16 protein-coding genes are annotated in these 19,005 nt (G+C 47.8%); 5 read left to right on the forward strand and 11 right to left on the reverse strand.

What is annotated here, in order from left to right:
- Nucleotides 1-110: 110 nt before the first annotated feature.
- Entirely contained in the window at nt 111-1,112 is a 1,002-nt protein-coding gene (locus C792_RS0111215) for an acyl-CoA thioester hydrolase/BAAT C-terminal domain-containing protein (RefSeq protein WP_017549547.1), read from the reverse strand.
- A 240-nt stretch (nt 1,113-1,352) separates the two neighbouring features.
- Between C792_RS0111215 and C792_RS0111220 the strand changes: the two genes are divergently transcribed.
- Entirely contained in the window at nt 1,353-2,243 is an 891-nt protein-coding gene (locus C792_RS0111220; protein ID WP_017549548.1) for a fructose bisphosphate aldolase, read from the forward strand.
- A 231-nt stretch (nt 2,244-2,474) separates the two neighbouring features.
- Nucleotides 2,475-2,675 (forward strand): cold-shock protein, encoded by a 201-nt coding sequence (locus C792_RS0111225; protein WP_017549549.1) that lies wholly within the window; start codon nt 2,475-2,477, stop codon nt 2,673-2,675.
- A gap of 136 nt (nt 2,676-2,811) precedes the next feature.
- Here C792_RS0111225 and C792_RS0111230 read toward each other — a convergent pair whose 3' ends face one another.
- The 3 genes from C792_RS0111230 to C792_RS0111240 form a co-directional block, all read right to left on the reverse strand.
- Nucleotides 2,812-4,092, reverse strand: a complete 1,281-nt coding sequence (locus C792_RS0111230; protein ID WP_017549550.1) for a glutamate-5-semialdehyde dehydrogenase — start codon at nt 4,090-4,092, stop codon at nt 2,812-2,814.
- On the reverse strand, nt 4,089-4,922 hold the full coding sequence (gene proB, locus C792_RS0111235; RefSeq protein WP_017549551.1) for a glutamate 5-kinase: 834 nt from the start codon (nt 4,920-4,922) through the stop codon (nt 4,089-4,091). The genes C792_RS0111230 and proB overlap by 4 nt, the downstream gene beginning before the upstream one ends.
- A 227-nt stretch (nt 4,923-5,149) precedes the next feature.
- The gene (locus tag C792_RS0111240) at nt 5,150-7,150 is read right to left on the reverse strand and encodes a penicillin-binding transpeptidase domain-containing protein (protein WP_017549552.1); all 2,001 of its coding nucleotides are present in this window, start codon (nt 7,148-7,150) and stop codon (nt 5,150-5,152) included.
- A gap of 218 nt (nt 7,151-7,368) precedes the next feature.
- On the opposite strand from C792_RS0111240, the gene C792_RS0111245 reads away from it, so the two are divergent.
- A complete protein-coding gene (locus C792_RS0111245; protein ID WP_017549553.1) occupies nt 7,369-7,608 on the forward strand; it encodes a ferredoxin family protein in 240 nt (79 codons plus the stop codon).
- 69 nt (nt 7,609-7,677) lie between these two features.
- Here C792_RS0111245 and C792_RS0111250 read toward each other — a convergent pair whose 3' ends face one another.
- The 3 genes from C792_RS0111250 to groES form a co-directional block, all read right to left on the reverse strand.
- Nucleotides 7,678-8,235, reverse strand: a complete 558-nt coding sequence (locus tag C792_RS0111250) for a M15 family metallopeptidase (RefSeq protein ID WP_017549554.1) — start codon at nt 8,233-8,235, stop codon at nt 7,678-7,680.
- A 254-nt stretch (nt 8,236-8,489) separates the two neighbouring features.
- Entirely contained in the window at nt 8,490-10,121 is a 1,632-nt protein-coding gene (gene groL, locus C792_RS0111255; RefSeq protein ID WP_017549555.1) for a chaperonin GroEL, read from the reverse strand.
- 58 nt (nt 10,122-10,179) lie between these two features.
- A complete protein-coding gene (gene groES / locus C792_RS0111260) occupies nt 10,180-10,464 on the reverse strand; it encodes a co-chaperone GroES (RefSeq protein WP_017549556.1) in 285 nt (94 codons plus the stop codon).
- A gap of 175 nt (nt 10,465-10,639) precedes the next feature.
- On the opposite strand from groES, the gene C792_RS0111265 reads away from it, so the two are divergent.
- Nucleotides 10,640-11,392, forward strand: coding sequence for a CPBP family intramembrane glutamic endopeptidase (locus tag C792_RS0111265; RefSeq protein ID WP_017549557.1), 753 nt, complete (start codon nt 10,640-10,642; stop codon nt 11,390-11,392).
- Between the two features lie 42 nt (nt 11,393-11,434).
- On the opposite strand, the gene C792_RS0111270 is transcribed toward C792_RS0111265, so the two are convergent.
- Nucleotides 11,435-12,856 (reverse strand): hypothetical protein, encoded by a 1,422-nt coding sequence (locus C792_RS0111270; protein WP_017549558.1) that lies wholly within the window; start codon nt 12,854-12,856, stop codon nt 11,435-11,437.
- Between the two features lie 135 nt (nt 12,857-12,991).
- Between C792_RS0111270 and C792_RS0111275 the strand changes: the two genes are divergently transcribed.
- On the forward strand, nt 12,992-14,692 hold the full coding sequence (locus tag C792_RS0111275) for a M3 family oligoendopeptidase (RefSeq protein ID WP_017549559.1): 1,701 nt from the start codon (nt 12,992-12,994) through the stop codon (nt 14,690-14,692).
- Between the two features lie 46 nt (nt 14,693-14,738).
- Here the strand turns inward: C792_RS0111275 and C792_RS0111280 are convergent, their stop codons facing one another.
- The 3 genes from C792_RS0111280 to C792_RS0111290 all read right to left on the reverse strand — a co-directional run bounded on the left by C792_RS0111280 (nt 14,739) and on the right by C792_RS0111290 (nt 19,004).
- The gene (locus C792_RS0111280; protein WP_017549560.1) at nt 14,739-16,208 is read right to left on the reverse strand and encodes an LPXTG cell wall anchor domain-containing protein; all 1,470 of its coding nucleotides are present in this window, start codon (nt 16,206-16,208) and stop codon (nt 14,739-14,741) included.
- A 273-nt stretch (nt 16,209-16,481) separates the two neighbouring features.
- Entirely contained in the window at nt 16,482-17,318 is an 837-nt protein-coding gene (locus tag C792_RS0111285; RefSeq protein WP_017549561.1) for a MurR/RpiR family transcriptional regulator, read from the reverse strand.
- A 201-nt stretch (nt 17,319-17,519) separates the two neighbouring features.
- Nucleotides 17,520-19,004, reverse strand: coding sequence for a glycoside hydrolase family 32 protein (locus C792_RS0111290; protein ID WP_017549562.1), 1,485 nt, complete (start codon nt 19,002-19,004; stop codon nt 17,520-17,522).
- Between the last annotated feature and the right edge of the window lies 1 nt (nt 19,005).

Here is a 19,005-nt window from a genome sequence, read left to right on the forward strand (position 1 = left end):
ACCGGTTCACTAAAGTATAGGATATGTGTAAGCGTTTTACAACCTTTATTTAAAAATTTAGCCAATTTAAAAACCGGGGTTTGCACCCGGTTTTCTCTTAATCCCACTGTTCAGTCCGTCACATGCTCTTCCAGAAATTGCAGGAGACGACGGTCGCTCTCGTCCTTCGCCGCCTCATTGGAGTCGATTGTACCGCCAACTGCAAGACCGCCAACTGCGGGAGGCGCACCAAACAGATGCCCCGCCTCAGGGTATATATCCATCTCTGCCCGCTCGCCCAGTGCTTCTCCTATCTCTTTCGCTGCAGTTTCACTCTGCCACATCGCGTCGTCCCCTCCGGCAATCAAAAGGGCGGTTCCACCGAAGTTTGATGTATCGATACGCTTAGCTTCGCTGTTATCATTTGTTTCGACTGCAGAAACATAGGTTTCCCTGTATTTCACCGGGTTCAGTACAATCGAATCGAAAATCGTTCTTGCGAATGCCCAGAAATCCGACTGCTGCAGACTGATGTAAGGCAGATCCTCGTCATCCCATGTCCAGGAAGAATGGGACTCCCGGCCGAAACTGAGGCCCTGGAATACATAGCTGCTCGGTGCATACAGTACCAGGTTGCTGATTTCATCATAATAGTTAGTCAGCACGAGCCCAAGTTCCGCGCCTTTGGATGCACCGATTACAGTGACCTCTTCACCTTCAAGTTCTGCATGTTTCAGAAAGTCACCGAAAAATTCCAACGGTACTTGAGAGAGCTCTTCATTCTGGTTCGGTGCCCCAAAGAAGAACAGTGAATACACTTCATAGCCTTCCTCTGCAAGCTGCAGTGCCATATCAAAATTACTGCTGCCCTCGGAACCTCCAAATACGGCAATGGGCTCAGTTGCAACAGGCGTATCGGGCAACAGATGGAAACCCGCCGCCCCGCCCGACTCGAAATATTCTATGGTCCCTCCTGTGAATGAATCCGGATAATCCGACAGATCATGATAATTCGGCATTTCTCCGGACAAATCGTATTTCTGTGTGTTGTATATACGCATGCCGAACACTGCGATGGCGACAGCAACAATAAGGACAACAAAACCCAAAAATACTTTAAGCACAATTTTCATCATCCATCCCCCTGTATCTGTCCAGTCTTTATTCACATACCCTTAAAATGTAAATTCACACCAATATATCGTGCAGATAGGCGGCTCATTTCGTCGAGTTGTTCGGCCTCAGGACAAAAAGGGAATAAGTTGACTGTCAGACGATTCTGTTACAGAATTAGAGTAGAATCGCTTGTTGTCAGTCACTCAAGCCTCAAGGGAAATGTACAAAGTATCTGAAAAGAATAAGGAGTGGAATTTATGAACCAGGAACAGTTTGATAAAGTGAAAAACGGCAACGGTTTCATTGCTGCACTGGATCAGAGTGGCGGCAGTACACCAAAGGCGCTGAAAGCCTACGGCATAATGGAAGACTCATACTCCGGTGAAGATGAGATGTTCGACCTTGTCCATGACATGCGTACGCGCATCATCACATCCCCTTCGTTCAATGCCGATCAGATTTTGGGTGCCATCCTGTTCGAACAGACGATGGACAGGAAGATCGAGGGAAAATATACCGCTGATTATTTAGCCGGTAAAGGCATCGTTCCTTTCCTCAAAGTTGATAAGGGACTTGCTGATGAAGCAAACGGCGTCCAGCTGATGAAGCCGATTCCAGACCTTGACAGCCTGCTCGAGCGTGCAAATGAGCGCGGCGTCTTCGGTACTAAGATGCGCTCAAATATTCTGGAACCGAATGAACAGGGCATCAGGGAAGTAGTGGACCAGCAGTTTGAAGTCGGCAAACAGATCATTGCCGCAGGACTCGTTCCGATCATTGAACCTGAAGTGAACGTCTACAGCGACAATAAGGACAAATCAGAGGAAATCCTTAAAAATGAAATCCAAAAGCATCTTGACCAGCTTCCTGAAGATCAGAACGTGATGCTGAAACTTTCAATCCCGACCGTGGCGAACCTCTACAAGCCGCTCATCGATCATCCGCGCGTCGTCAGAGTCGTCGCCCTCTCCGGCGGATATTCCCGCGAGGAGGCCAACGAAAAGCTGAAAGAGAACGAAGGCCTCATCGCGAGCTTCTCCCGCGCACTCGCATCAGACCTCAATGCAAACCAGTCCGATGAAGAGTTCAACAAGGCACTGAAGGATGCTGTCGATACGATATACGACGCATCAGTGAACAAGAAGTAATGATGGCCGGCATTCCCTCCAGAGTGCCGGCATTATATTTTTTCACTTTTACAGTGGACATTTGTATGAATGTGATGTATAGTGTCCTTAATAAGATTTTTAAGTACAGCAATATCTAATTCACATGTTACAAAGAGTAATCGTGACTAGACGGTACTTTTTGTAATGTGTGGATTTTTTTATTCCAGCGTATTTAGGATTATTATTAATAATTTTTGGAGGTCATCATTCATGACACAAGGTACAGTTAAATGGTTCAACGCAGAAAAAGGTTACGGCTTCATCGAAGTTGAAGGCGGAGACGACGTATTCGCACACTTCTCCAACATCGAAGGCGAAGGCTACAAAACACTTGACGAAGGTCAAGCGGTAGAATTCAACATCGAAGAAGGTCAGCGCGGACCACAAGCTGCCAACATCGTAAAACTCTAATAATAATTAAGTTTTCGTTGGATTGAAGAACCTCCCGGGCATTTTGCCCGGGAGGTTCTTTGTGTTATGCGGGATTCCCTGGAAACGGAGGCCGGCAAAGAGCGTTGACGGCCTCCGTTCTGCCGCAGGTGCTGCCCTATTCCCTTATCTGTCCCGAGCCTTCGACTACATATTTATAGCTTGTGAGCGCCTCGAGTCCCATCGGACCCCTGGCGTGAAGTTTCTGTGTGCTTATACCTATCTCCCCGCCGAATCCGAACATCTCTCCATCGGTAAATCGTGTGGAGGCGTTGGCATAGACTGCTGCGGAATCGACTTCATTCAGGAAATTCTGGATGGTCTGATAATCGGTTGCGGCGATTACATCCGAATGACCTGTGGAATATCCGTCGATATGGTCGATCGCCGCCTCATAGCCGTCGACGACTTTCACGGCAATCTCATACCCCAGATACTCTTCGCTGTAATCCGCCTCTGTTGCGGGCACGGCTTCAGAAATCAGGCTGCATGTCTTTTCATCACCGTGAATCGCGACACCGGCTTCAAGCAATGCCTCTCCGAGTGCAGGCAGTTCCTTCTCTGCAATACTGTCATCAATGAGCAGTGTCTCCAGCGCATTGCACACGGACACTCTGTGAGTCTTCGCATTTATGAGCAGTGATTTCGCCATCTCCGGATCTGCAGACTCATGAATATACAGATGACAATTCCCTGTCCCTGTCTCTATCACCGGCACGGTGGCCTGTTTCAGCACGGTCTGGATGAGTCCGGCGCCCCCTCTCGGAATGAGGCAGTCCACATACTCATTCGCCTGCATGAATTCCGCCGCGAGTTCCCTTGAAGGGTCCGTGATCAGCTGTACACTTTCTTTCGGCACAGCAGTGCCGGACAATCCTTCCTGCAGTGCTTCAACAATCGCCCTGTTACTGTTCATCGCTTCCTTCCCGCCGCGCAGTATCACAGCATTTCCCGCCTTCAGGCACAGTCCCGAAGCATCCACTGTGACGTTGGGGCGTGATTCATAGATGATGCCGATCACACCGAGCGGCACGCGCACCTTACCGATCTTGAGCCCTTGTTCATTGATCCACTGCCCTTCGTTCTGGGTCGTCGGATCGGTGAGTTCCGTCATCTGCCTGAGCCCGTCCTGCATGCCTGCCAGACGTTCTTCATTGAGAGTCAGCCTTTCAACCAGCGCATCGCCCAGGCCGTTCTTTTTTCCGTTTTCGATATCTTTGCTGTTGGCTTCAAGAATCTTTCCAGCATGATTCTCCAAACCTCCGATCATCGCTTCAAGCGCCGCGTCCTTCTCCTTGGCGGAGAGTTTTCTCAGCACTTTCGCCGCATGTTTCGCCTTCGTTCCCAAGTTTTCAATTATAGCTTCTCCCGTCAGTACATTTTCAGTCATATGATTCATTCATCCCCCTGTATCTGTAGTTCAGCTTCGTTCTTTTTGAATAAAGTCCCCGCATCCTGGCCGTTCAGAATATCGAATATGATGTTCGGATTTTTTGCTGAAGTAATGATCATGGACTTGTTGATCGACATCATCTTCTGGGCCGCCCTCAGTTTCGTCTCCATCCCCCCGGTTGAGAACACGGAGCCTGCACCGCCTGCCATGGACAGTATATCGGTATCGATTTCACCGACATATGAAATAAGTTCCGCTTCCGGATTCGTATGAGGATTGGAATCATACAGTCCATCCACATCACTCATGATGATGAGAAGGTCCGCATCCACCAGTTCAGCCACTACCGCAGCCAGCGTATCGTTCTCTCCGAATTTTGTGCAGTGTCCTGATTCATCCACGGAAACCGCATCATTTTCATTGATGATAGGTATTATATCCTTGTTCAAAAGCGAATTGATGGATGTGTTACAATTAGCATAAGAGTTGGGGTAGTTGATGATATCCCGCGTCATGAGTATCTGGCCGACATATTGTTCATAGTGCTGGAAAAAACGGCTGTAAAGATTCATCAAAGCACTCTGGCCGACGGAGGCAAGTGCCTGCTGTTCAGCAACCGCACTCGGATACTTATCCATTTTGAGTGTGCTCGCCCCCACACCGACCGCTCCGGAAGATACCAATACGACTTCTTTTCCCTGCTGCTGCAAAGATGAACAGACGAAAGCAAGACGGTCAATCTTGTGGTAGTCCACCTTTGTCGGGGATTTCATTATGGAATTCGTACCAATTTTAATGACGACGCGTTTACATTCTTTTAAAATATCACGATTCATCCATTTCACTCCTATTGCTAAAGATAATGCTTTTAATTATACAGAATATAGTATAAAAATCCACCTAATATCTCCTATTATTCTCTTTTTTCTATAAAATAAAACGTTTTCATTGGTATAATTACACACATATGAACAATGAATCCTATATTTAAAAAATGACAACCCCAAACCTGTATATACTTCTTCATAAAAAAGACCGGCCGAAAACCGGCCGGTCCTGCTTCCTATTCTTCATTCAGGTCATCGTGAATTTCTGCAAATTTCCCTGCAGTGTATTCACTCATGCCGCGATCTTCAACATTCTCCACATAGAGGCTCATCATCATGTCTTTCTCTCCCTGGTCGTAACCGATGAACCATCCGGTTTCAGAACCCCTTGACTCCTGGGAGACTTTGTTCTCGCTGGTACCCGTTTTCCCTGCAAACTCTGCGTAATCCCGCTCTGTATCATCCGGGTGGTTTTCCGTAACCACCGCCCTCATCGCCTGTTCCAGATAGTCCAGGTTTTCCTGGCTGGAAATGCCTTCGATCTGCACTTCATCTTCAGATTCCTTCAGGATGTGGGGCATGTACACATCACCGCCGTTGATGATGGCACTGTATATGGAAGTAATCTGTATCGGTGAAATCATCAGCTGTCCCTGCCCGTACGCTGTATCTGCCAGCTGGATGTCACTTTCGATCGTCTCTTCGTTCGCCACCTGGCTTGTGTAGATCGGATAGTCTGTATCATAGACATGTCCGATGCCGAGATCTTCCATGCCCTGGATGAATGTTTCGGCTCCGAGCTCAAGTGCTGTCTGGGCCATGTAGATATTGTCAGAGTAGGTCAGTGCCCGTTTAAGATCAAATTCGCCGTCAATTTCGTGGTAGCGGTTGACCTGATAGCCCCCCCAGGAACCGTCTTTCTGCCATCCCTTTCCGGTGATGGTCCGTGTTGCATCCTTGTCAAAGCCATCTGAGTTCATCGCAATTATGGATGTCAGCATCTTCTGGGTCGATCCGGGGGACGTGGCCCGGTTGAACTTGTTAAGCAGCGGGTTATCCTCGTCTTCATTGAGGGCATCATAGTCGGACTGTGAAATGCCGAACATGAAGTCGTAGGGGCTTGGACTTGGATAGCTCACCGTTGCGAGCATATCACCGTTTGAAGGATCCATGGCGACACTTGCCCCTGAATCATCCTCGAGATTCGAGTAGATTGCCTGCTGGATTTCCCTGTCGATTGTCAGTTCAACATCCTCACCGTCTTCAGGTTCTTTGGAGAACAGATTTTCCACTTCTTCGCCGTTCCCATCAACGATTGAAATATTGTATCCGCGTTTTGGCCTGAGTTTCTCTTCATAGAGTTTTTCAATGCCGCGTTTGCCGATGATGTCTCCGGACTGATAATCTTCACCTTCCTCCATTTCCTCCTGCGTCACTTCCCCGACATGGCCAAGGAGGTGGTATGTTGCGTTATCCAGTGCGTATTCACGAGCCGGTGATTCTGTGACTGAAAGTCCGTTATCGCTGAATTTCTGCTTTTCCTCTTCAGTGAACCTGTGTGCGTCCTTGATCGGCACAAACATGCCGTCACTGATCCACTTCTGGTCAAACAGGCTCTCCAGGCTTTCTTCACTCATCTCAAGCTCACCGGCCAGTGAGAGGATATCCTCTTCGTTTGTTGAACCGGCAGTGTAGCCTACCGTTTCCTTCACACCATTGAATGCAAGTTCTTCACCGTCCTTATCAAGGATTTCACCGCGTTCCCCATTCAATGGTTCTACGTTGAGCTCATTATCCGCAAGACCTGGTATGATCATGTCCGGAGTCCATTCTACAAACCAGTCGTCCGCTTCATCATCATACGAAAGCAGAATTTCATACTCCCGCTTCAATTCACCATATGCCGTCTCCATCGTCAGTTCGCCGGCATATTTTTTGGTATCGTCAGAGGAATCCGCTTCGGATTCACTGAGGTTATCCAGTGTCACCTGCTCGACGCCAAGGCTTTCAAAAACCTGCGCACTCCGGTTCACCACTTCCTCCTCCGGGTATGAATCTTTTGCCCCGTTACTGACATATCCGTACATCCCGTCAAAATCCTGCGCCTCATAGGCAGCAGTGAAGCTGTCCAGTGTTTCATCTTCAGATTTCTGCAGGAGACCGGAATTCAGTACCAGGAACACCGCTGCGCCGAGCGCCACAACCGCCGGACCTATCCACACTATTTTCTTTTTCACTTTCTCACCCTAACATTAAAATCGAGATTAAGGTCATTATACAGAAATTCACCCGCTCCTGAAATCAATTACCTTCCGGATACAGCCTCAAACTCATACTCAGTACCCATTACAAACAAGTCCCATTTGACCTATCATTGAATTTAGCTTACCATTTAAATATATCAATTGATTAAGGGCAGAGCGCTTATGATATTCATAATTAGGAGGTAATTACTATGGCATATGTAATTCTTCAACCGTGCATGGAGGAAAAATCCGGAGATTGCGTTGAAGTTTGTCCTGTAGATTGCATAGAAGAAGGTCCGGACCAATTCTACATTGACCCGGAAATCTGCATCGACTGCGGTGCATGCGTAACAGCATGTCCGGTGGATGCGATCGTGGAAGAGTATGAAATGACACCCGAAGACGAACCGTTCCTGGAAAAAGCCGAGAAATTCTACGGCATCAAGTAATGGTCACAATTCGACATACCGATTCCCCGGATACGGAAGATATTTCCCCCGTATCCGGGGAATTTTCATTCATCCGGCGTCCTCCGCAGTCCGCCATCCTTTTTGAAGTTCATCTATGCTGAGACCGAAGTCCATCTGCAGATGGGGATAGTCGGGAAAATCCTCCCAGTCCCCGCCCCATTCAAACCCGAGCGATTTGGCAATATCTGCGACTTCAACCCAGTCAGCCTGCCCGTTACCGTTGCCATCATATGCCGTATCCCAGATGATTTCCCCCTCGTCATCCCTCAGTGCAAAGTCGACGGCAAGTCCATAGTTGTGATAGGATTCTCCGCCTCTGGACCGCGTAACTATCTCACCTTCTGAAACGCGTCCCTGTTCATACAGTTCATCCTGCTGACTGACAGAACGGAACCCTTCTGTAATGACAGCATCTATGTTCCTTTCCGCCGCCCGGTCGAGCAGAATATTTTTATGCTCCTCGACCGCCGGATGCAGTTCTTTCGGCATCGGCGCATCTTCATCAAACTTCTCGTATCGCCCGTCCATGCGGTTGCAGGCGGCAGCGAACATGACCAGAACCAGTAAAGCCGCCCCTTTGAGCAGTCTGTTCTTCCTGTCTTTCATATATACATACCTCTTCATCCTCTCTTACGTTGAACTCTCTTTACACTTTCATCCACAAACAGCGGTGTTTTCAGGCATTTTTTGAACACTTTCATGGCATACCCCTTCAAGTAAGACTTATACAGCAGATGCTTTATATGTTTATACCCTGTAACATTTTTAATAATTTCCTTTTACACATTTTTGTCATCAAAAAAAGACAACCCAAAAGGGTTGCCTTTTTCGACATTATTATACAACAATGCAGTTGGTACTTACATCATGCCCGGCATTCCGCCGCCCATGCCGCCCATATCAGGGGCGCCACCGCCGTTTTCTTCAGGAATGTCAGCAACTACCGCTTCTGTTGTCAGGAACATCGCAGCGACTGAACCTGCATTCTGCAGTGCGGAACGTGTCACTTTTGTAGGATCCACGATTCCCGCTTCGATCATGTTCACCCATTCGTCTGTTGCGGCGTTGTAGCCGATGCCTATTTCCTGGGTTTTCAATTTTTCTACGATTACTGAGCCTTCCATGCCTGCGTTTTCCACGATTTGGCGAAGTGGTGATTCAAGGGCTTTGAGAACGATGTTCACGCCGGTCTTGACGTCCCCTTCCGCTTCGATTTCAGACACTTTCTTATGCACGGAAACGAGAGCTGTTCCGCCGCCTGAGACGATGCCTTCCTCTACAGCTGCGCGTGTGGAGTTGAGTGCATCTTCGATGCGGAGTTTGCGTTCTTTCATCTCAGTTTCAGTAGCAGCGCCGACTTTGACCACTGCTACGCCGCCTGAAAGCTTGGCCAGGCGTTCCTGGAGCTTTTCCTTGTCAAAGCTGGATGTTGTTTCTTCAATCTGTGCTCTGATCTGTCCGACACGCGCCTCGATATTATCTTTTTCACCGGCACCTTCGACGATCGTCGTATCATCCTTCGTGACGTTTACTTTGGAGGCTGTACCCAGCATATCGATTGTCGTATCTTTAAGGTCAAGGCCAAGGTCTTCTGTAACAACCTGTCCGCCTGTAAGCACCGCGATATCTTCAAGCATCGCTTTACGGCGGTCACCGAATCCTGGTGCCTTCACGGCAATTGCTGTGAATGTGCCACGCAGTTTGTTCAGCACGATGTTTGCCATCGCATCACCTTCGACGTCATCAGCGATGATGAGAATCGGACGGGACTGCTGTACCACCTGCTCGAGCAGCGGCAGAATATCCTGGAAGTTGGATATTTTCTTGTCCGTCACAAGGATATAAGGGTTATCAAGATCTGCAACCATCTTTTCAGAGTCTGTCACCATGTATGGTGACGTATAGCCGCGGTCGAACTGCATTCCTTCAACCACTTCAAGTTCAGTTTTGAATCCGCGGGATTCTTCGATGGTAATGACACCGTCCTTGCCGACCTTTTCCATTGCTTCTGAAATGTATTCTCCGATTTCAGGATCGTCAGAGGAAATTGCACCGACCTGCGCAATGGCCTCTTTGTCCTGTACCGGGCGGGAAATGTTCTGCAGTTCTGCCACTCCGGCTTCGACCGCTTTGCCGATTCCTGTCCTGATGCCGACCGGGTTCGCACCACTTGCCACGTTCTTCAGCCCTTCCTGGATCATTGCCTGGGCAAGGACTGTTGCGGTTGTCGTACCGTCTCCGGCAATTTCATTCGTCTGATTCGCAACTTCAGCCACCAGTTTCGCACCCATGTTTTCATAAGCATCTTCAAGCTCAATCTCTTTTGCGATTGTCACACCGTCATTTGTGATGAGCGGTGCAGTGAATGATTTATCCAGAACGACGTTGCGCCCTTTTGGACCAAGCGTCACTTTTACAGCATTTGCAAGTTTATCGACACCATCGAGCATCGATTTGCGAGCGTCTTCTGAGAACTTTATTTCTTTTGCCATGTGTAAAATTCCTCCTAAAAATCATATATTAATGTATTATCGTTCAATTATCAGCTGATTATCCGATGACTGCCAGAATGTCCGTTTCAGAAACGATCAGATAATCCTTGTCTTCATGTTTGATTTCTGTGCCGGCGAATTTGGAATAAACCACACGATCGCCTTCTTTAACTTCAAGTTCCACCTTATTGCCATTGTCCAGAACTCTGCCGGAACCTACAGCAACGACTGTACCTTCCTGCGGTTTCTCTTTTGCTGATTCAGTCAGGATGATGCCGCTTTTAGTCGTTTCTTCCTTTTGAGTCAGATCAATAACTACCCGATTGCCTAATGGTTTCAACACGTGAAAGCCCTCCTTAGATAAGTTAAAATAAAATGGATATTAGCACTCGATCATACTTAGTGCCAGCAATTTAAATAATAATCAAAGTTGGTCAAAAATGCAAGGATTTTCTCTTTGCTTTAACCTAACAATAATTTCATGTAAAATAAAGCTATTGAAAATTGGAGGTTCTATAGTGAGACAGCTGTACAGTGCACTAATTATCGTCGTATTCATCGCGGTCCAACTGGCCGTGCTGCCAATATCATTCATACTGGCATTCACAACCCCCGGTATGACAGAAACAGAGATGCTCGATGCCATCATGCCATACCAGGCCATTGCCTTTGCCATAGGCGTCATCATCGTGATTGCCATCGGGCATATCCACAAGAACAAAAACAGGATTGAACGCGGCAGACAATCCGATATCCCGGTCACCATAGCATGGATCATCGGCGGTGTCTTCATTGCCTACGGTTCCCAGGTGCTGGCTGGACTCTTCAATGTCTATGTACTCGGCAATCCGCTTGAAAGCGAGAACACATCCGGAATCATTGAAATGATTGAATCTGCACCATTCATGATACTCGTCGTCGCACTGCTGGGTCCGATACTCGAAGAATACGTGTTCAGGCGGGCGATATTCGGTGAAATCTATGAAATGATACCCGGACCCAAAATCATTGGCTTCCTCGTCGCCGGATTGCTGAGCGGCCTAGTTTTTGCCCTTGCCCACTGGGATTTCACGCATATCGTAATCTATCTTGCCATGGCCTATGCATTCAGCTTCCTCTACATCATCAGCGGACGTCTGCTCGTGCCGATACTTGTCCATATGATCATGAACGGTATCGTGGTGCTGATCCAGGTTATCTTCAGGGATTACATTGAACAGCTCGAAGAGATACAGCAGGGGCTTGGCGTCATCATCCAGCTGCTTATGTAATGAAAAAAACGGATCCGGCCGGATCCGTTTTTTTCATTACCTTCACTCATCTTTCATCCGGGCTTCACATGTCTCTATGATCTTCCTCAGGGCCGTGATGCGGGCATACCGCTTATCATTGCCGGGAATCACGTGCCACGGCGCGTAATCTGTACTGGTCCGGCGGACCATGTCCTCCCCCGCTTCTATATAGAAGTCCCACTTTTCACGGTTCCGCCAGTCCTCCTCTGTCAGCTTCCATGACTTGTCGGGATCATCCGCCCTGTCCTCGAACCTCTCGAGCTGTTCATCTTTATCCAGTGACAGGAAGAATTTAATGATGATCGCGCCGGAGTTATACAGAGATTTTTCAAAGTCATTTATCTCTTTGTACGACCGCTTCCACTCTTTGTTTTCTGCGAATCCTTCTACCCGTTCAACCAGCACCCTGCCGTACCAGCTTCTGTCGAAAAATCCAATGTGACCGCTTCTCGGCACGTTTGTCGCAAACCGCCAAAGATGATGATGTGCCTTTTCCATGTCCGTCGGAGCGCCGGTCGCATTCACGGTGTAGCCCGTCGGGTCAAGCAGTTTGCGGGTGCGTTTTATATTGCCGCCCTTGCCTGCTGCATCCATCCCTTCATAGACGAGGACGAGGGGGATTTTCTTTTCATAGAGCTGAAACTGTATTTCCCGCATCCGCTCCTGGAGGCCGGGCAGCATTTCCTTATATTTCTTCTTTCTGATCTTCTCCTGCTCAAAATCAAATTTGAAAAGTTCAGCTTCATAATCTTCACTGAAACCTCCATCTGCGGCACCTTCCTTTATATTTCCACCCCCGTCTATCCGCTTCTCCAGACGTTCTATGATCGTCCTGAACATTTTATTGACCGCCTGTCCCCTATCTTCAAAATCCAGGACTGTCCACGCACAGGCAGCTGGTGCATTGAGGAATACTTCCATTTCCGCTTCGTAATCGAAGTTTTCTGTGCGCTCCTGGTATTCCTCAGCCTTCCACTTGAGCAGAGGGTTGTCATGCAGTTTATCAATATGTTTCTGTTTTATGTCATCATCCGCATGTATATAGAATTTGATGATTTCATATCCATTGTGCATCAGGGTGTCTTCGAAGTTCTCAATGTCATCTTTGATTTCATCATAACCTGCATATATATTCTCTCTGGTCCCCCGTATTTTATATTCAATGTATTGCGAGTACCAGCTGCGGAAATGGATGTTTATATCCCCGTTTTTCGGCAGATGATTCCAGTATCTCTGGAGGAACGGATACCTCAGGTCCAATTCCCTCGGCGGTCTCGTCGCAATGAAATCCGTGTACTTGGCATCAAGCGCCATATACAGTGCATTGGATAGCCTGGATTTCCCCGAAGCCGGCGCCCCTTCTATCACGATTATCACAGGCACACCCATATTTTTGGTTTTGCGTGTCACTTCACCGATTCTGTTTTCCAGGTTTTCAACCATTTCCTCACCTCTTAAAATATTTTGTACTTCCCCAATTACCCCTAAACGAAAGTTTCTGAACATGATGACGATTCGGATATTTCACTCTTCATTATGATAAAATGACCTTATGAATAAAACTTAGGAGGAAACGCAATGGTCACAACTTTCAAGGATTATGAATATGAACGTCCGGATCTGACAAAGCTCGATACTGAAGTGGACGCCCTGCTCATCGAGTTCAATCTTGCCGGCTCAGCCGAAGTGCAGGCGGAAATCATCGACAGGCTGAACACACGTTTCAACACTGTTTCCACAATGGAGAATCTGGCCTATATCCGCTCGTCCATCGATACGAATGATGATTTCTATGACAGGGAACGTAACTTCTTTGATGAATATGGACCCACGGTCCAGGAAATCACAAACAAGTATTACAAAGCGATTACGGAGAGTGACTACAGGGACGATCTTGAGGAAAAATACGGCAGCCAGCTGTTCCAACTCGCCTCCAATTCTTTGAAGGCTTTCGACCCGAAAGTGAAGGAGCTGCTCCAGAAAGAGAATAAACTGGACTCGGAATACTCGAAATTGCTCGCATCAGCAGAAATCGAATTTGACGGGAAAAAGCTCAACCTCTCCCAGTTCGGTCCCTACTCCCAGCATACCGACCGCGCCATGAGACGCGGTGCAGCCGAAGCTGTCCAGGGGTTCATGGGGAAGAACCTCGGGAAAATCGACCGTATTTACGATGACCTTGTTAAGACGAGGGATAGGATTGCCAAGGAACTTGGCTACAGGGATTTCGTTGAACTTGGCTATGTCCGTATGGACAGGATAGACTATGACAGGCACATGGTGGAAAACTTCAGAAAACAGGTGGCCGAATTCGTTGTCCCACTTGTAACTGAACTCAAGGAAAGACAGGCCGCGAGGATCGGACTCGATTCACTGAAGTCATATGACGAAAATTTTGATTTCCTTACGGGCAATGCTGTACCTGAGGGCGATACCGAAGCGATCCTTTCAAACGGAGGGAAGATGTACCGGGAACTCTCGCCGGAAACAGATGAATTCTACAGATTCATGCAGGAGAGGGAACTGTTCGACGTCGAAGCCAAAAAAGGCAAAGAGGGGGGCGGCTACTGTACTTTCATCGCTGACTACGCATCTCCGTTCATCTTTTCCAATTTCAACGGCACATTGGACGATGTCACGGTGCTGACCCACGAAGCCGGCCATGCCTTCCAGACATACATGTCACGGGGATACGATGTACCGGAGTATCAGTTCCCGACATATGAATCCGCTGAAATTCATTCAATGAGCATGGAATATTTCACATATCCGTGGATGGAGCTCTTCTTCAAAGAGGACACCGACAAGTTCAAGTTCTCACATATGGCGGGTGACATCACATTCCTCCCATACGGGGTGGCGATTGATGAGTTCCAGCACATCATCTATGAAAAACCGGAACTCACACCCGAACAAAGACGCCGCGAATGGCAGAAGCTTGAGGAAAAATATCTTCCCCACCGTGATTATGACGGGATAGAACCGCTTGTGAGCGGCTCATTCTGGCATAGGCAGGGGCATGTTTTCGGTGCACCCTTCTATTACATCGACTATACACTCGCCCAGATATGTGCACTCCAGTTCTGGAAGCGTGCCAATGAGGATTTCGACAGTGCCTGGCAAGACTATGTCAACCTGTGCAGACTCGGTGGCACACTGCCTTTCAACGCACTTGTAGAAGCTGCCAACCTGAGGTCCCCGTTCGAGGACGGATGTCTCGAATCAGTAGTCGGGGAAGTACGGGACTATCTCAATTCCATCGATGACAAATCACTTTAATATTACAAAGAAATCCCGCCTGTCCAGGCGGGATTTCTTTGTAATATCACTGGTCGCGCGGCTTTCTCGTCAGGAAATAAAGGATGATTCCTGCGATCAGAAGCACCGCACCATAGATATAGGTATATTGATTGTTTTCACCTGTATTGGGCAGTTCCTCCCTGTCGGTCTGACCGGTGATCTGCTCCTCCTGCTTGACTTCTTCCTCAATTTGCATGACTTCCTCTTCGCTCATATCTTCAACATCAACGATTTTGGAAGTCATCACACGATTGACACGCTTGTCGAGCAGCTGAAGCTGTTCTTCAGACCCGCCCGGTGTCAGTCTTATGCCTTCCAGCATATTGTAGTCATATCGGTAGATCTCCCTGGTCCCCTGACTCTCTTCTGAAGCCTGTTCCTCTTCTTTACCGGAATCATTGCCTCGCTCACCGTCTGGTTGTTCCGGTGTTTCCCCCTGTTCTTCAGCGGTCTCTTCCCGGAGCAGCTCTTCTGAAGATGACTCGTCTGTCGTTCCCTCCGACCGCTCTGCCTGTGTATCCTCTTCAGCCGGTTCAGTGACCGTCTGTTCTGTCTCTTCCTCTGCCGGCTCATCCGTCGGCGCTTCAGACGAATCTTCTGTGGACGGCTGTTCCGCCGGTTCTTCTGTCGGTTCCCCTGTCTCTTCTTCTACAGTTCCTTCGGAAGGTTCTTCAACAGACGGTGTCTCCTGCGACTCCTCTCCCGTCTGTTCCTCATCAGAAGCTTCTGATGACTCTTCTTCCCGGGATTCTTCCTCTCTGTCAGTCCCGCTGCCTGGAAGGAAATCGTCTGCCGGAGTGTCCTCCTCCTGATTTTCATCAGCCTGATCCTGTCTGTCATCTATGGCGTTTTCCTTGGCCGCTTCGGCGTCCTCCTTTTCAGGCTCCGCCGGCTCCAAATGTGGTTCAGAGGTTGGCGTTTCCTGCTCAGGAGCTGACTCTTCACCCTGGGCTTCCGCCGGTTCTTCTGTCGGTTCCCCTGTCCCTTCCTCTACAGTTTCTTCGGAAGGTTCTTCAACAGACGGTGTTTCCTGCGATTCTTCCCGGCTTTCATCAGCCTGGTCCTGTCTGTCATCTATGGTGTTTTCCTTGGCCGCTTCGGCGTCCTCCTTTTCAGGCTCCGCCGGCTCCAAATGTGATTCAGTGGTTGGTGCTTCCTGCTCAGGAGCTGACTCTTCACCCTGGACTTCCGCCGATTCTGCTGAGATTGCTTCTTCTGTCTGTTCTTCCTCAGTACTAATCTCCTCAGTCCGCTCTTCACTTTGTTCCTGTACGGTCTCTTCTGCCGGTGCAATTTCAGATACTTCCTCTGTCGTTTCAGCCGCTTCGTTCAATTGACTTTCTGTCTCTTCGGATTCCTGCTGTGTGGCCTCTGTGTCCTGCTCTTCTATATCATCTGTTTCATCAGCGCTTATAGTTGTCATCAATCCTGGAGAAAATGTCGTTGAGGCTGTGAGTAAAGTTATAATTGCAAACTTTGTCATTCTCTCTTTCAAAATTATTCCCCCATACCATTTTTCTCATGCTTCATCTATGAAATTTTAGATTTATTCTTTCTTTAATTAAGAATTAAATCAATTATATTAGATGACAGAGACTGTATCTACAAAATTTCCGATATGTTACATAACCTTAATAAAGCAATCGAATTCATGAAGAATGTTTCAGGAATATTTCAGAGGCATATCTAATAATCAAAAGAATCTGAATATCAAAACTTTCATTTGAAACACAAAAAATCCGGGGCATTCAGCCCCGGATGCACACTGTCAGTGTGTAACATCATATGTTTTAAGGATGGTATCGTATGCGGAAGAACCGAGCTCGCGGCATACGTAGAAGAAAAGCACATCGCAGATGACAAGCTGCGCGATGCGGCTGGTCATGTTCATATACTGGATGTTCGTCTCCTCTTCTGTGATTTCAATTGCCACATCTGCGTTCCTTTTCGCAATGGAAGCATGGTTCTGTGTCAGTATCACCGTCTTTACACCCAGCCGTCTTGCAAGCTTCACAACTTCAACAATCTCCGGTGTCTTACCGGACAGAGTGATGAGAAACAGGACATCGTTTTCCTTGGCGTTGGACAGTCTCGTCATGCACAGATACTTATTCTGTGTGAAAAACGCATTCACATTCACTCTGTGGAGCTTCTGGGCAAATTCATCCCCCACGTTGGCGGAGTCCCCGACGCCGAATATGAAGGTGTTATCCGCACCGGAGAGTATCCGGGCCGCTTCGGCCATCTTTTCCCGCTCCACTATTTTTTCAGTGTTGTGAAGTGCCTGCACAGTATTTTTAAGCACTTTGTCGAAAATATCCTTATGGCTGTCCATTTCCAGATCGATGACCCTTGAGATATTTTCCTTTTCAAGCGTATGTAATTCCTTGGCAAGTTCAACTTTCAGCTCTTTGATGCCCCCGAGACCGATGCGTTTGGAAAACCTCACGATTGCGGCATCACTGGTATTACTGTGCCTGGCAATTTCCTTTACCGGCATATTGATGATCTTCGCCGGATTATCCAACATGAATCGTGCAATGCGCCTTTCAACCGGTGTCATATATTCAAGGCGTTTGTTGATCTGACTCAGTACTGAAAACATTCCAATCCCCCCGATGGACAATTAATGTGTAATTTTATAGTATCAAAAATTTTAATCAAGTTTAACAGAATTTGAAATTTAAATATATAAATTTCCTGAAATTTTCACTAATACGGCCCCATATCCCTATATCTTTTGATTATATAGAGTCGGATTGAAATGAACAAATGAAAAAACCTGAATTTTATCAATGGATTGATATTAGTTTTCAAAGGATTTCAGTCTATATTGAGTCATGGAGACGTAGCAGTCTCCGATTTCTGTCGACATTTCCACGCCCTGGGCTCTTTTGCCGGGAAATATTCTGGAAGACATCACCGCCTCCCCTTCATTTATGAAGATTTCAATACTCGATTTATCCATATATATCCTCAACTGTCTCAAATCCTCTTCCAGTTCGACACTCCGCTTCGTGCCGTCAACGTTACCGGGCAGCTTCCCGCTGAATTCGATATCCAGTGTAAACAGCCGGCTTTCGGTGTTGTATATGAGCAGCGTCTCTTCCCGTCTGTTCATCCGCAGGTTGATGAATATTTCCGATGCGTTGTTTTCATTGATATCGATGATCAGCTCGTAGCAGTCACCATAGAAATCTTTCATCTTCCTCGGAAAGTGGTTGAAATAGCCTTCCGCCGATATCCCGTCGTACCTGAGCTTCTCAAGGTCAGCCACCGGATTCTGTCTTATCCTCCCTTGAGCAAGAGTCAGCACTCTCGGGACGGTCATGCAGCCGCTCCAGCCCTGATTTTCTGTCGGGTAATCGGTTTCTTCGATAGCCATACTGGCAATCAGTATTCTTTCCCCATTTTCCCCGATTGCCGTCTTTGGCGCATAAAAATCGAAGCCGTGATCGAATTCGTGGAATTCGCCGTGATCCATCACGAGTGTCCCCCGGTAAAGACGGCCGGTGACATAACCCGACTGGCGGGCATTCCAATAGCTGTAGCGGTATTTATCCAAGCCGTGCGGACTGAATGCAAATACATCACTGTCATCAATTGTGAAGAAGTCTGGATGTTCCCACATGAAACCGAACTGGTCAAGGTCTGTGCGGAGCTCTCCCCTGTACTCGAAGCTGCCCGAATCCCCGGTGGAGTAAACCACCGCTCTGCCGTAGTCAGAGCAGGTCTGGGCACCGGCAAGCATGTAAAATACACCGTCTTCCTCCCAGATTTTGGGGTGCCTGAAATTATCCGTGAATCCCTCAGGCGGTCCTTTCACGATCGGGACAGGATCTTTTCTCACTCTTAAGTGTTCATTCAGTGCTGCTTGGAGCTGGTTCGGAATAACCCGGCCGCCCTCTGTCATATGAGCGCCGCTATAAGCAATATTGACTGTGTCGTCAACTACAAAAGCGGAGCCTGCGAGGGCTCCGTGACTGTCATATATCGTATCCGGACGGAGTTTGACACCGCGGTTATTAAAGACGGCCAGATTTTCCCCTGTCACATGATACCAGTACCTGATGCCATCGTATCCATCAAATGGCGACCATTCATAAAAGAGATGGTAGATGCCTCCCTGACGGACAAATGCCGCCGGAGCCGCGAGGTGCCCTGTCACAGGCTGTATATGATAGTTCTGTCTCCACGGATCTTGCGAGGCTTTCTTCATGAATGATTCCAGTTCATCATGGGGAATTGAATCCAGTCTTTTAAATTCATCAGTTTTTGAAGTATCTTCCATC

This window comes from Salinicoccus carnicancri Crm (assembly GCF_000330705.1).
Lineage (GTDB): Bacteria > Bacillota > Bacilli > Staphylococcales > Salinicoccaceae > Salinicoccus > Salinicoccus carnicancri.